Origin of the sequence: Campylobacter concisus (genome assembly GCF_003048675.2) — a bacterium.
In the GTDB taxonomy this organism is placed as follows: Bacteria; Campylobacterota; Campylobacteria; order Campylobacterales; family Campylobacteraceae; genus Campylobacter_A; species Campylobacter_A concisus_F.
Map to the genome: position 1 here is coordinate 223,765 of NZ_CP060707.1, position 13,600 is coordinate 237,364.

The window sequence follows — 13,600 nt, forward strand, 5'->3', positions numbered from 1 at the left end:
AGGAATTTAAAATGCAAGTAAGCACAAAAGAGCTAAGCAACGCTTTAGGGCTAACCGATAGGAGAGTGCAAGAACTAGAGAGCGAGGGCGTTATCAAGAAGCTAGAGCGTAATAAGTGGGATTTGACCGCCTGCATTGACGCTTACCTCGACTACAAAATAAAACTTGCCACTCAAAGCTTTGAACTAAGCGAGGCAAGAGCCAAAAAAGAACTGGCAGATGCAGAGCTAAAGGAGCTAAGACTAGCCAAAGAAAAGGGCGAAGTAATAGCCATTGATAGACTAGAAAAGGACTTAAGCGACATCGCCGCCGCCGTATCAAATAAGCTTTATTCACTGCCAAACAAGCTAAAACGTAGCATAAATTTAAGCGATGAGGTAGAAAACGCGATCAATAATGAAGTTGAAAGCATATTAACCGAGCTAAAGGACGCCAAAATTTATAAAGATTTTGCGTAGATAGCTTTTAAATCCCCTCTTTCTCACTTGTAAAAAATATTTATAAATTTCTCTAAAATGAGCCAAAAAAGCAAAAGGGCTAAAGGCTGATGACTACACAAGAGAGAATTTTATTAATCGACAGCGCGATCGATGATGTTTTGGATAACCTCAAAGATGGCATCGAGATAAAAGAATACTGGATCGATAACTTAAAAGTCGTAAAGCGTAGCCCACTAGAGCTAATAAGCGAACTAAGAAGAATAAGAGCAAGCATCATAAAAGACGCACAAAAGGCAAAAGCGACTAGCAAAACATATATTTTTGGAGATAGATATTAATGAAGCGAAAAACAAAGCAAAATTTATCTAAAAACATATCTATGAAGCCAAAGATAAATTTTTTTAAATATCCAAGCTTGGAGCCAAACCGCATAAATTCATATGAAATAAGCCAACTACTGCGCAATCAAGACATCGACAAAGTAAGCGCTAAGCTAAGAAAGCAAGCACGTAGCATAAGCACGTCGGTATCTCTAACAAGTGGCTTTTTTGAGACGCTATGTAGCGAAATTTACGGCGAGCAAGGTTTTATCCTTGATATAACCACGCCAAAGAAAAATCTAAATCAAGCCGTGCAAAAATCATTTTTTGAGTGGGAACATATATGCTGCAAATATGGCGTTTATGATTTTGGCGATTATGAGGAGATGATCTTAACTGCGCTTTATCGCGACGGCGAGGCATTTATCAAACTACACAAAGGCGATATGCTACAAATCGAGCTAATCGACGCCGAAGACATAGACAACGACCTAACCGACGAGAGCAAACATATATATTACGGCATAGAATACGATGCCGAGCGAGAGATGACACCAAAAGCATACTACCGACTACTAAAAAATGGCAAATATGAGGTAATCCCAGCATCCGAGATCATACACATTAAAAAGTCATCACTCTCAAAACAAAAAAGAGGCGTAAGCAAGCTAGCAAGTGCGATCTTTGATACTCACAGCAAAGACAAGCTAAAAAAAGCAGAGCTTGACCGCGCAAGGCTTGCGAGCGAGCTAACTGGGTTTTTTACTCACAAAGATGAGGGATCGATACTTGGTAATGTCGAGTACGGAGACGATGGCGAGATAAGACAAAAAGAGATAAATTTACCTGAAAGCGTGCAGACTGGCACATTTACGTTTTTGGAGGATGGCATCACTCCGCAATTTGTAGAGCCGCACAATCCGATTAATATGGAGTATTTTTTAAAAAGCACCGATAGGGATGTCGCTCGCTCGCTAGGGCTTAGCTACTCCACTTATACTGGCGATTTAAGGGAAGTAAATTACAGCTCCATCCGTCAAGGCACGATCGCAGAGCGCCGAAATTTTAAAAGAATACAAAATTTCATAAAACGTAAATTCCACGACGAAGTTTTTAAAAGGTGGATGGAGTGCGAACTAATCGCAGGGCGTATCAAGCCAAGCGACTATAAACAGCTAATAGGACACTTCACGTTTAAATCCCAAGGTTGGGAGTATATCGACCCAGTAAAAGAGGTAAATGCGAACAAGATCGCCATTGGCGCAGGATTTAAGACGATAACCGAAGTCTTAAGAGAGAAAGGCGTCGAGCTTGATGATTTTATGGATGAGTTAGAAAAAGAGAAAGAATTAGTAGAAAAGTTAAGGGAAATTAAAATTTTAAAAGGAGAAATTGATGAACAAGATCAATCTGCAAAATGAGGATATATCTAAATTTAAAGCCGTTTTGGCAGATAACGCGATAAACGACGAAGCCAAAACAATAAGCTTTTTGGCGCTAAGTCATAATAATTTGCATAAACGCTACTCATTTTTTGGTGACGAGTACTACCTAAGCGTGGATTTAAGTGGCGTGAAATTTGAAGCCACGACGCTATATTTAGATCATGATGTAAGCTTTGAAAATGCTATCGGCAAGATCATAGATACAAAGCTAGATGATAAGGGCTTTAAAGTGATCGTGCAGTTTAACGATGAGGTAAGCCAAAGCCGTGAAGCATACGCCAAATTTAAAGCAGGCTTTAGCGATAGCGTGAGCGTAGGATTTAAGAATTACGAGCTAAAAGAGTGCGAGCCGATAGATGGTATCGAGCATTTTGAGATAAAAAACGGCGTAATAAATGAGCTTAGCGCAGTATGGCAAGGAGCTGATCCAAATGCGAAAGTGGCAAATTTTGCAAAAGAGCAAGAAAAACCAAAAGCAGTAGAACAAGAGATACAAAAAGAGGATGAAAAGACTGAATTTAAAGCTGAAAAAAAAGACGAGACAAAAGAGATCATTGAGTTAGCCGAAATTTTAGGCAAACAAGCTGAAGCACTAGAGGCAATAAAAAATAAGATAAGCTTTAGCGAATTTAGCAACAAATTAAAAGAACAACAACAAAAAACCAACGACATAAAGGAGTTTAACATTATGAAAAGAGAGAACACACAAGAATTTAGCCTAGCAAACATAATTAAAAATGCAGGCAACGCTAGCACGGCAGATTTAGGCTTTGAAGTAGAAAACTATTTTAATAAAAGCAATGGTCGCTTTGTTTTACCGCCTGACTTTGGTGCGAGATTTAACGATAGCATCACAACAACGACACAAGGTGCAGGCGCGATCGCGACTGAATTTAGAGATGATTTGCTCATTGAAGAAGTAAAAAAAGAAAGCCCACTTTTAAGCGAGTGCAGCTGGCTTGATGGGCTAAGCCAAAGAGTGGAAATCCCACGCAATAACTCAAACATTACCGCTGATTTTGTAGAAGAAGGACAAAGCAGAGATAGCGAAAACTTATCATTTGACAAGATCATTCTTGAGCCTCATACGTTGCTCGCAACTATTAGGATCACAAGAACGATGATGAATATGTCAGCCTTTGGACTAGAGAGCTTTACCTATAAAGCAATGAAATTCGCAATACGTAAAAAGCTTGAAGAAGTGATCCTTTATGGCAAAGGCGTAATCAAAGGCATTTTTGAGATAAGCGGAGTACCAAGCATCGCTGCGTATATGACTGCTCCGACATTAGAAAAAACTTTAAGCTTTGGCGACACACTAGAAAATAACAACGGCAATATCGCAAATGCTAAATTTGCGCTAAAAAATAGCGATGTAAGCAAGCTAAAAGCAACAGCGCGCGGCGTATCAAACGAAAAGATGCTAATCGAAGAGCTAGGAAACCTACAAGGCTATCCATACTTTACAACACAGCTTATTAAAAGCGGTGATGTAGTATTTGGCGATTTTAAAGACATCTTTATTGGCTCATTTAAGGGGATTGAGCTACTTACTCACAACGAAAGAGGCGGTGATATTATCCTAGAGCTATATTTGGACGTAGATGCCAAACTTGCACGTGAAAAATCATTTGTAATTTCAAAGACAAGCGCATAAAAATGTCAAATTTCACTAAGTCTATGCAATTTTTAATGAGGCTTGAATTTAGCAGCCCAAGCCTTGCACTGCATAAGAACGAAACCGAAAACGGCTTGACATTTTTCGGAATTTATGAGTGTGCCCATCCTAATTTTAAGGGATGGGAGCTTGTAAAACAAGTGCTAAAGGGCAAAAGCTTAAAAGAAGCTAGCGTTACACTCTATAACAACAGCGATCTTGTGGCTTTAGTCTATGAGTTTTATAAACGAGAGTTTTGGGATAAGATGCGGCTTGATGAGGTAGAAAGTGACTTAAAAGCCAGCGAGATATTTGTTTTTGGCGTAAATGTAGGCACAAAAGTAGCCATAAAGCTCACTCAAACGCTTTTAAATGTGGCGGTTGATGGAGTTATGGGAACGCAAACATTAAATGCGCTAAATGCATACGACGAGGACAAATTTAACGTTGAATTTGACAGCTATGAGATCGCATATTATGCAAGCCTAGTCAGTAAAAATCCAAAACTAAAAATTTACACCAACGGCTGGAAAAATAGAGCGTTGGCAATTTAAAAAGGGTAAAAAAATGAAGTATAAAATTCTTTACAACACGAGAATATCAACAAAAAACTATAAAGCAGGCGACGAGATAGAATTCGCATCTGGCACGGACGAGCTTTTTATAAAAAGGCTTGTCGATATAAAATGCATCGAGCCAGTAGCAGGCAGCGAAAAGCAAAAAGAGACTAAAAACCTAAGAGGCACAAACGTAAAAGAGCAAGAAAAACAAGCTAAAAAGCAAGACAAAAAGCGACCAGATGATAGCGAGGATGATGACTTAGGCGTTGATTTAGACGGCATCGAGGGGTAAAATGCTTAATATGCAGATGGTAAAAAGAGATGTAAAGAGCCTTTTTGCAAAGACAAACGCCACTTTAACAAAAGACGATATAGCGCTTAATTGTCACTTCAACAAATACGCCAAAGTGATCTTTGATGACGGCGCAGTTGCAACGCAAACAACGGCGCTAATTAATGATGACGACGGCATAAAGCTAAGAGTAAAAGATGAGGTAATGATAAACGAGCAAGGATATATCATTACCAAAATCGAGCTTGAAAACCAAGTAACAAAACGGCTATATCTAAAAGAGGCGTAAAAATGCAAAGAGAAACAATCATTAACGATCTTTTTACCCTGCTTAAGCCACTTTGCGAGAATGTGGAACTTTTTTTAACTCCAGCATTTGAGCGCAAAGACCTACCCATAATCATCATAAAAGACACCGACGACACTATCGAAAACGATGCCTTTGCCAGCATCTCGCACGCTCTAAGCGTTGAGGTGCGAATGATAACTGCGAAATATAGCGCATCAAACGATATAATAAAAGCCGTTTTGAATGCGCTAAAAGGGTATAAAAGCAAATTTCTAAAGATAGAGCAAACAAGTCTAAATCGTGAGAGTTTTGAGCTATACGATGACGAGTATATCCTAAGCACGATCACACTAAAAATTTATTATAAAAGCGAGCTTTGGGAAGCATGAGAGAGCTATTTTTAGGAAAAATCTGCGAGGTTAAAAACGAGCTTGTAAGGGTTGATTATTTAGGCACCATAACACCTTTTATACCTTACTTGCAATTTGCAAATTCATACAAAAGAAGCTTTACGCCGCCACGAGTTGGCGAGCAAGTTATGCTAGTTGATTTTGGCGGAGCAAAGATCGCGATAGGCAGCTTTTTAAATTCAGACTTTAACACACCAAGCGGCGCAAGCACAACAAAAGAAGTAAGCCAGTACGAGGACGGCACGATAATAAGCTACGACACATCAAGCTCAACGCTTGAAATCACAAATCCAAAAGTGATAAATATAGTGGTGCAAAACGACATAAACGTAACTTGCAAAAACGCAAATTTAACTGCGCAAAAAACCACTATAAAAAGTCCTAGCGTGCAAATTTTAGGCAACACAAACATACAAGGCGCGATCACCACGTCAGGAGACGGCGGCGGAAGTGGTGAGTTTAGTATCAACGGAAATTTAAAAATAACTGGTGATGTAAAAATAGGGGCAAATTTAAGCGCAGGCGGTAGCGCAAGGATCGGCGGCAGCATCACAGACACAAAAGGCGATCTAACAAATCACACTAACCACGGCTACACTAGAGATTAACCCCCTTGTAAATTTTTGTCTATGTCATTTTATACAATCAAAGCAAAAAAAGGGCAAAAATGTATCAAATCGAAGTAGAGGAAAATTTAAGGCGTATTTTTATCACAAACAAATATACAAAGACCTTACGCCCTCTTTTTGGACTTGATAGGCATATAGACAAAAGCGCCGATCTTTATAATCTGCTGGCGCTAAAAGAGGATATAACCGAGCAGATCAAAAAGCACGAGCCACGCATTCAAACTGACAGCATAAGCTTTGAGGACGATAACGGCTCGATCATCTGCGAAATATCATACACACAAGACAAAGAAGCTAAATTTTTAAGGCTAAATATATGAAAGTGCCAAATTTTATAAAGCCTCTTAATATAGACAAAGAGCGAGAAAGTATCATAAACGAGTTTAGGGTAAGGAGCGGAAAGTTAGACTATATCCCACTAATAGGGGATGATTATATGACGCTTATTGATATATTTTTGTTTAAGCTTAACAACTTTATCGAGCTTACAAACGTCAAAATTTCTCAAAATTACCTACTTTTTAGCAATGGCGAGTATCTCGATGAGCTTGTAAAACTAATCGGCATAAAGCGAAATGAAGAGATAAAGCCAATCGCAAAGGTCGAAATCAAAGTAAATAGCTCAACTTTTTTAAGTAAAGGGACTAAATTTACAGATACCAAAGGGCATTTTGCATATCTGCTAAAAGATATATACGTAAGCGACACGGCGATAGTTGAGATCGAAGCGGCAGACTATTTTAAAGAGCCTTACGAAACCACGACGCTCGAAATACCAAACATCTACATAAACGAGATAAATATAAAAGAGCCATTTGGTGGGTTTAAGGCACGTGAGAGAGATGACGAGCTAAGAGAGCGATTTTTGCTCGCACTTCATCGCTTTAGCACTGCAGGCAGTGAAAAAGCCTATCTTTTTCATGTATTAAGCGTTGAGGGCATAAGCAAAGCAAATGTATATCAGCTAAGTGCTGGTGTCGTGCAAGTAGTCTATTTATCCAAATTTAGTGGGCAAATTGCTAAAGAAAAGATCAAAGAGGCACTAAAGGACAAAATCCCACTAACCGATGATGTACGCATAAAAGAGGCTAATAAAATAAATCTTGACCTAGTTATCGAGATAGCGCCAAAGCAGAATTTTATGTTTAATGAAATTTTAGCGAATGCAGATTTTAGGCTGAAAGAGTTTTTTAGCACGCTAAAGATCAACGAGACGCCGCACATCTCGCAGATAATTGAAGTGGCTTTTGATGAAAATACCGCATCCGTTGAGGTAAAAACGCCAATCCCAGCAGCCGATCGAGATAGCATTATTGTTTTAAATTCACTTCAAATCAACAAGGCTAATCATGCTTGATTTAAGAGCCTATAACGATGTACTTTTTAGGGTTGATGAAGTCTTTGCGCCAAAAATGGATGAGTATTTAGCCTTTGACGAACGTTTTTTTTATAACCGAACCGAGCTAAATAGGGCTTATCTAGCTCACCAATTTGATACCGAACCAAAAAGTCTAAGCATAGAAGAGACAAAAGAGCTGCTAAAAACACCGCTAAAAACCTACTTTTTTGAGGGGACAAGTGAGAGCCTAGAAACTGGACTAAAGGCATATTATAGCGGCGCAAGCACAAAGCAGTGGATCGAATACGGTGGAGAGCCTTATCATTTTAAGCTTATTTTGGAAGCAAGCAAAGGGCTAAGCAAAGAGCAAGTAGCAAAGACCGATAAGCTAATCAAAACATATAAAAACGTGCGTAGCGTATATGACGGCGCAAATATAAAAGTAGGTATCAAAGCAGATGTAAAAGCCTACTCTTATGCAATAAGCGGCGAAAATGTCAGCGTATATCCTTACGTAGTATCAAACATAAACGAACACGCACATTTTAAATTTGGCGCTACTACGCAGATAAACGAGATCATAAGCATACCAATCAACACAAAACAAATTTTTGCAAGATAAAAGGATGATAAATGAAACAATACACACTTTTAACATCAAGCGGCATAAATAAGCTACTAAAAACCGCTAGTGATGGATCAAAGATAGCACTAAAAGAGATCGTAGTAAGCGATTACGATGGAGAGCTAAGCGAGCAGACTACATCAATACCAAATGAGAAATATAGAGGTGCTATAAATGCCATAACGATAGACGAAAACGATAATAATATCCTTGACGTCGATGCCATCATACCGCCTGAAGTTGGCGGATTTTATATCAAAACGGCTGGCATATACTGCGATGATGGCTCGCTCTTCGCGGTGGCACGCCTTGCAGATACATATAAGCCACTTTTAAACGAGGGGTCGAGCAAAGACATCACGCTAAATTTTAAACTTCAAATTGCAAATGCAAACGAGAGCATCATTTTAAAAGTCGATAATAACGTAGTACTTGCCACAAGAAAGTGGAGTGATGCCACGTTTTTAAAAAAGACCGACAAGATAGATGCCTACACAAAACGCGAAAGCGACGATAAATTTGTTCTAAAAGCCGAGCTAACGGACGGCTTGCCAATAGGCGCGTATCTAAGCTACCCAAGCCAAAAGACTATCCCTGCTGGCTTTTTGATAGCGGATGGCAAAAGCCTTAAAAAAGCAGAATACACCGAGCTTTTTGACGTGATAGGATACACATACGGCGGAAGTGGCGATAATTTTAACTTGCCAAATTTCGCCGATGGTAAGTTTATGCGTGGCATTGGCGGCAATGCTGCCGCACTTGGCACAGCTCAAGGGGATGCAATTAGGAACATTCAAGGCGAATTTAGGATTGGAGATGGCACAGGAATATACACTACTTCATCTTCAGCGTCAGGGGCTTTTACAAAAGGGAATACTAGATATTCGGTTTTGCCACTTATAGGTGGGTCAGAGTCTTATAGTATGTTGTTTTCAGCCTCTAAAGTAGTGCCGACCGCAAACGAAAATCGCCCCTACAATATGGCAGTAGTGGTTATTATAAAAGTCAAAAACGTAAATACTCCAACGGCTGGGCAAATTGATAAAACCATACTAGCTACCGAAATAAAAGCAGGTATAGTAAAGCTCAAAAACGCCATAACTGCCAAGCAAGAAGATGCAGCAGTGAGCGAAAAAGCCGTAAGCGATGCGATAGAGGCAAACAAGAGCATAGGGGTAGATCAGACTTGGCAAGATGTGTGGGGTCAAAGAGAATTAAATACTTATTATCCAAACACCGCAGGCAGACCTATAATGGTCGATTTCAATTTAGAAAGCACATCAGGATCTTATATTTTTCACATTGTCATTGATGATGTAGTAGTGAGAAAAATACAATCAGAGCGACTTTATTTTGCTGATGCACAATTTATTGTGCCAGCAGGATCAAAATACAAAATAGCAACACCAGAGAATGCTACGCTTAAAAAACTGGGTATATGCAACAACATCAATACAGCTAGCTCTTGGGCGGAATTAAAATAAGGAGAAAAAAATAATGAAATACTATAAAGATAAAAATAATGAGATATATGCGTATGAAGATGATTTGAGCAATGAAGTTTTATCTAAAAGCGTAGAAAAGTTTTGTTTGACACCTTTATCGCAAAAGGAGATAGAGGAGTATTTAGCCCCAAATGTAGATGAAAAAACAAAACAACTATCGGAAATTGAAGCCGAAATCGCTGAGTGTGAAAACTATATACGCCACGCCCTAATTATTGGAAGTAACGCCGTACTTGAAAATCTAAGAAGCGAGTATAAAGAGCTAATTGCAGAGCGCGAAAAGCTAAATACTACGAGCGAGCCGATAACGGTAGCGCCGACAGATCATCTATAAAGGGGATTAAAATGAGCTATTTTTTAATTTGCATATTGTCGCTAATTTTAGGCGTTTTACTCTGCCCTATCGCGATTTTTCTAAGGGCTAGAAAGTGCGACCAGTGGGACAACTCAAACATGACAAACATTATCAGGGTGTTTGCTCATCTTGCAACGCACCCTGATGACTTTGCAAAAATGCAATACCCGGACGGACAAAAGCCGTTCTGGTATTTGAGCGGCGATGAATTTACGGATATTGTGAAAACTAGACCAAAGGAGAATAAATGAGAGCAAGAATAAAAAGGTGCGAAATTTGCGCATCAAAACTTGATAAAGACGGAAACTGCACTTGGGACGGATGCCCTAAAAGCCCTAAATATAAAGAAAAAGAGCAAGAAAAACCAAAAGACAAAAAGGATGAGTGATGCTTAAATTTAGAGAGTTTTTGCAACTCTTTTGCATTATAGCTATTGAGCTACCGCTCGAGATACTTGGCTACATAATAGTGCCGATCGCTCTAGCGTTTTGCAACAAACAAAGCGAACACTTGCCAAAGTGGGCGCGATACTTTGAGGATGCAAGCGACTACTACGACGGCGAAAACTCGGCGATAAATGGCGATAGTGGCTGGCAAAAAGAGCACTATCCAAACGGCAAAAATAGGACGTATTTTGCAAGGTTAAGGTGGCTATATAGAAATCGTATCGGCTACTTTTCAAGCCGAATAAACGGCGTAAAAGTGAGTGAGATAGAGCCATCAAGCGTAAGAGTGCAAGGCAATCCAAAAGTAACAAGCAACGGCGGAGCGGTTAGCGATTTTTGCAAAGTGACACTAAAGCTAAAAGACGGACGATCACGATTTGGACTTTTCAAAACGATCCGTTATAGAGGCTTTTTAAGTGGCTTTTATTGTCGTATTTATGTAGGGTGGAAATTGCTAGACGTGGCAGAGATGAACGAGTATAACAAAGATACCTTTTTGCAATCAGACGACAAGGCATTTTTAAAGAGCGTGTGGGCGGTTAATCCATTTAAGAGGGTGCAAAATGAGCGATAAATTCTATATAGGGGCTATCTTATTTTTGAGTTTTGTCGTTGGCGTGCTTTATTGGCTGAATAATAATGCAGCCGATAAGATAGACGAGCTAACTAAAAAGATAGCGTTAAAAGAGGCAAGCAATGCAGTGGTTGTTTCTAATTTGGAAACATGTAACGCCAAGATCGAGCTAGCCAACACAAGCCTAAAAGCTCTAAGTGTGCCAAAACAAGACGAGGCTAAGATAAAAGAACGCGTTGTAACAAGGGTTAAGCGCGTGGCAGTGCCTATCAAGGACGCCGCCTGCGAGGAAAAACTAAATTTTTACGAAAGGCTACTCAATGAAGCTAATAATAAGTAGCCTATTGGTGGCGTTTTTTATGGTTGGATGCGCTTCAAAGCCTGAAGTAATCGTAAAAACGCAATATCAAGATGTATATGTGCCGGTGGCGTGCATTGAAAAGATGCCAACAAAGCCAAAGTATAGCCCTAGTGATTTACAAAGCGCAAAGGGGCTAATGGGCTATTTTTTGACGTGTGAAGAACTTTTAAAAGGGTGCGTAAATGGAAGCGATCATAAAAAAAACTAAGAAATTTTGGCTTAATAAAATGGTTGTTTTTGAGCTAATACTATCCGTTGTCATAATGTATATTTTCACATTTAAATACTAAGAAAGGCGGAGGTAATGGAGGACTTACTAAATAAGGCAGGTTTTTATTTTTGGGTCGCTGTCGTTGGCTTTGTCGGCGGAGTACTAAGCCTTGAAAATGACAGCCATAAGCCATTACACAGCGGCAAGGCAATAATAAATTCGATCATAAGCGCGATAAGCTCGATGTTTATATGCTGGATTTTTTACGAAGTTACATTTTATTTTATGAAAGAGAACCGCTTTAGCCTCGCGATCGGTGGCTTTTTTGCGTGGCGTGGAACTGCGTGGATAAGCTCAACAGTTGATAAAGTAATAGATAAAAAAATAAATAGCTTTGATGTCGGCAGTGATGATTTTTCGCAAAAACCGCCAAGAGATTTTAACTTTTAAATGCCCTTGTAAATAAAAAGCATACTAATAAAATAAAATCAAATTTAATAAAAAACGCATAAAAAGCAAAAATTAAAAGGAGAGAAAATGGCAGCAAAATTTGGAGTAAATGTCGAGCTATATAACGCCTCGCTTGCACCATACAAGATAAACAATGAACGCCCTATCGCCATAATCGGCGACGATACAAAGCTAACCGCTGGATTATACTTATATAGCGATATACTAGAGGCGCTTAAAGAAGTTGGTGAGGGGTCGATAAAAGACACGCTAACAGACCTAAAAGCCACTGGGCTACATAATCAAATCGTGCTTAGCGTTTTTGCTAAAACAAGCGATCAAAATGCCGATGAGGTAGCATGCCAAAACGCTATCGATGAGCTAAAAAAATGCGAAGCCACGATCGGAACAAAACCTAAATTCTTTTTGGCAGTTGGCTACAACGACAAAGGCACACACGAGAAGCTCAAACAGATAGCCGCTTATCTGCGTGGAGTTTATGCAATCGAGCTAAACAAAACAAAAGAGAGCGAGATAAATACCACACTGCAAGAATATAGCACCAAAACGGCGATCATCACATATCAAAAAGTGATAAGAGTTGATAAGGTTGTGCGCCCTGCTAGTGCGTTTCTAATAGCACTCTACGCGAAAATTATGGCAGAAACCGAGTACGGATTTTCACAAACGTATTCAAATAGAGTTATCGACGGAGTTATAGGAATTCAAGACAAAGTCGAGCTTATACAAGGCGAGGACTGCGAGGCAGACAGACTAAGAGGCAAAGGCGTAAGCCTTATAATCGCCGATGATGGCATAAGGGCATGGGGTGGAGAGACTTGCAATGATGACTTATTTGGCTCGATACATACTTATGTTATTTTTTATACCGCCATAGATACGATTTTCAAAGCACAAAAAACGGCTATCGATAAACGCATGCGCGACGTACTCAAAAATGTAGTTGATAGCTTAGAAGCGTTTTATCTAAGGCTAACCGCCAATAACGTGGTAGTAGGCTTTGAGATCACAGTGCCAAAGGATCTAAACTCAAACGAGACTATAAGCGAGGGCATAGTGTATATTAAACACAACGTCCAAGAAATGCCACTAATAAAACGCATAGTCAATAGAATTTACCGAGTAACCGATTACTCGCAAAAACTAATCGAAGAACTATAAAAAGGAGTAAAAATGTTAAAAGCGCAAGCATTTACAGGTGGGAATTTATTTATTGATGGCATCGGATTGATGGGTGAGGTCGTTGAGGTTGAACTGCCAAAGATCGAAAAAGAGACGATCGAAACAAGTAGCGGCATCGGCAAATTTGAAGCAGTTTTGCCAGTGGTAAAGCCACTAAATACCAAAATCACCGTAAATAACCTAAACGAGCTATATTTTAAGATGCTGGATAGTTCAAAGACACAAAAACTATACTTAAAAGCAAACGCTACAAATTCAAACGGCGACGATGAACAAGTTATCGCTACTTTTGAGGGCAAGATAAAAAGCCTCGATGGAGCTAAATTTGAGTTTAATAAAGAGGCAAATTTAAGCTTTGAAGTAAGCCTAACATTTTATAAGCTCGAAGTTGCAGGGGCAAGAGTGATACTTTATGACGCACTGAACCATATATTCGAAAATGATGGCGTCGATCTATTTGGCACTATACGCAAAAATATTTTATAAAAA

Annotated in this window: 22 protein-coding genes; all 22 read left to right on the plus strand. The window is 39.3% G+C overall.

The genetic code is table 11. The features are described from left to right. Nucleotides 1-11 precede the first annotated feature (11 nt). The 22 genes from CVT00_RS01165 to CVT00_RS01270 all read left to right on the plus strand — a co-directional run bounded on the left by CVT00_RS01165 (nucleotide 12) and on the right by CVT00_RS01270 (nucleotide 13,597). On the plus strand, nucleotides 12-458 hold the full coding sequence (locus tag CVT00_RS01165; RefSeq protein ID WP_103601940.1) for a DUF1441 family protein: 447 nt from the start codon (nucleotides 12-14) through the stop codon (nucleotides 456-458). Nucleotides 459-547: 89 nt separating this feature from the next. Further along, the gene (locus tag CVT00_RS01170; RefSeq protein ID WP_103601941.1) at nucleotides 548-778 is read left to right on the plus strand and encodes a hypothetical protein; all 231 of its coding nucleotides are present in this window, start codon (nucleotides 548-550) and stop codon (nucleotides 776-778) included. Beyond that, nucleotides 778-2,181, plus strand: coding sequence for a phage portal protein (locus CVT00_RS01175; protein WP_107915636.1), 1,404 nt, complete (start codon nucleotides 778-780; stop codon nucleotides 2,179-2,181). Before CVT00_RS01170 ends, CVT00_RS01175 begins: the two co-directional genes overlap by 1 nt. Next, complete coding sequence (locus CVT00_RS01180) at nucleotides 2,156-3,862, plus strand: phage major capsid protein (protein WP_107915638.1); 1,707 nt, start codon at nucleotides 2,156-2,158, stop codon at nucleotides 3,860-3,862. Before CVT00_RS01175 ends, CVT00_RS01180 begins: the two co-directional genes overlap by 26 nt. A gap of 23 nt (nucleotides 3,863-3,885) precedes the next feature. Then, nucleotides 3,886-4,416 (plus strand): putative peptidoglycan-binding domain-containing protein, encoded by a 531-nt coding sequence (locus CVT00_RS01185; protein WP_230853772.1) that lies wholly within the window; start codon nucleotides 3,886-3,888, stop codon nucleotides 4,414-4,416. A gap of 13 nt (nucleotides 4,417-4,429) precedes the next feature. Continuing rightward, a complete protein-coding gene (locus tag CVT00_RS01190) occupies nucleotides 4,430-4,714 on the plus strand; it encodes a hypothetical protein (RefSeq protein ID WP_107915640.1) in 285 nt (94 codons plus the stop codon). Nucleotide 4,715: 1 nt separating this feature from the next. Next, nucleotides 4,716-5,003, plus strand: a complete 288-nt coding sequence (locus CVT00_RS01195; RefSeq protein WP_107915642.1) for a hypothetical protein — start codon at nucleotides 4,716-4,718, stop codon at nucleotides 5,001-5,003. A 2-nt stretch (nucleotides 5,004-5,005) separates the two neighbouring features. Next, entirely contained in the window at nucleotides 5,006-5,392 is a 387-nt protein-coding gene (locus CVT00_RS01200; RefSeq protein ID WP_107915644.1) for a hypothetical protein, read from the plus strand. Continuing rightward, the gene (locus CVT00_RS01205) at nucleotides 5,389-6,021 is read left to right on the plus strand and encodes a phage baseplate assembly protein V (RefSeq protein WP_107915681.1); all 633 of its coding nucleotides are present in this window, start codon (nucleotides 5,389-5,391) and stop codon (nucleotides 6,019-6,021) included. Before CVT00_RS01200 ends, CVT00_RS01205 begins: the two co-directional genes overlap by 4 nt. Before the next feature lie 59 nt (nucleotides 6,022-6,080). Next, nucleotides 6,081-6,362, plus strand: coding sequence for a GPW/gp25 family protein (locus tag CVT00_RS01210; protein ID WP_103644895.1), 282 nt, complete (start codon nucleotides 6,081-6,083; stop codon nucleotides 6,360-6,362). Then, entirely contained in the window at nucleotides 6,359-7,399 is a 1,041-nt protein-coding gene (locus CVT00_RS01215) for a baseplate J/gp47 family protein (RefSeq protein WP_107915646.1), read from the plus strand. The genes CVT00_RS01210 and CVT00_RS01215 overlap by 4 nt, the downstream gene beginning before the upstream one ends. Next, nucleotides 7,392-8,003, plus strand: coding sequence for a phage tail protein (locus CVT00_RS01220; protein ID WP_107915647.1), 612 nt, complete (start codon nucleotides 7,392-7,394; stop codon nucleotides 8,001-8,003). Before CVT00_RS01215 ends, CVT00_RS01220 begins: the two co-directional genes overlap by 8 nt. 11 nt (nucleotides 8,004-8,014) lie before the next feature. Next, entirely contained in the window at nucleotides 8,015-9,490 is a 1,476-nt protein-coding gene (locus CVT00_RS01225) for a phage tail protein (protein WP_107915649.1), read from the plus strand. Nucleotides 9,491-9,503: 13 nt separating this feature from the next. After that, nucleotides 9,504-9,845 carry a hypothetical protein gene (locus CVT00_RS01230; protein ID WP_107915651.1) on the plus strand — a complete coding sequence of 114 codons (342 nt, stop codon included), beginning with the start codon at nucleotides 9,504-9,506 and terminating at the stop codon, nucleotides 9,843-9,845. A gap of 11 nt (nucleotides 9,846-9,856) precedes the next feature. Continuing rightward, the gene (locus tag CVT00_RS01235) at nucleotides 9,857-10,117 is read left to right on the plus strand and encodes a hypothetical protein (RefSeq protein ID WP_107915653.1); all 261 of its coding nucleotides are present in this window, start codon (nucleotides 9,857-9,859) and stop codon (nucleotides 10,115-10,117) included. Then, entirely contained in the window at nucleotides 10,114-10,254 is a 141-nt protein-coding gene (locus CVT00_RS01240) for a hypothetical protein (RefSeq protein ID WP_196376866.1), read from the plus strand. Before CVT00_RS01235 ends, CVT00_RS01240 begins: the two co-directional genes overlap by 4 nt. Further along, the gene (locus CVT00_RS01245; protein ID WP_107915655.1) at nucleotides 10,254-10,886 is read left to right on the plus strand and encodes a DUF7338 family protein; all 633 of its coding nucleotides are present in this window, start codon (nucleotides 10,254-10,256) and stop codon (nucleotides 10,884-10,886) included. The genes CVT00_RS01240 and CVT00_RS01245 overlap by 1 nt, the downstream gene beginning before the upstream one ends. Then, a complete protein-coding gene (locus CVT00_RS01250) occupies nucleotides 10,876-11,226 on the plus strand; it encodes a hypothetical protein (RefSeq protein ID WP_107915657.1) in 351 nt (116 codons plus the stop codon). The genes CVT00_RS01245 and CVT00_RS01250 overlap by 11 nt, the downstream gene beginning before the upstream one ends. Continuing rightward, nucleotides 11,207-11,455: a hypothetical protein gene (locus tag CVT00_RS01255; RefSeq protein WP_107915659.1), complete on the plus strand. Its 249-nt coding sequence runs from the start codon at nucleotides 11,207-11,209 to the stop codon at nucleotides 11,453-11,455. The genes CVT00_RS01250 and CVT00_RS01255 overlap by 20 nt, the downstream gene beginning before the upstream one ends. A gap of 96 nt (nucleotides 11,456-11,551) precedes the next feature. Beyond that, entirely contained in the window at nucleotides 11,552-11,908 is a 357-nt protein-coding gene (locus CVT00_RS01260) for a hypothetical protein (RefSeq protein WP_107915661.1), read from the plus strand. Between the two features lie 87 nt (nucleotides 11,909-11,995). Continuing rightward, nucleotides 11,996-13,090 (plus strand): phage tail protein, encoded by a 1,095-nt coding sequence (locus CVT00_RS01265; protein ID WP_107915663.1) that lies wholly within the window; start codon nucleotides 11,996-11,998, stop codon nucleotides 13,088-13,090. Between the two features lie 12 nt (nucleotides 13,091-13,102). Next, complete coding sequence (locus CVT00_RS01270) at nucleotides 13,103-13,597, plus strand: phage major tail tube protein (protein ID WP_103644885.1); 495 nt, start codon at nucleotides 13,103-13,105, stop codon at nucleotides 13,595-13,597. Nucleotides 13,598-13,600: the final 3 nt, after the last annotated feature.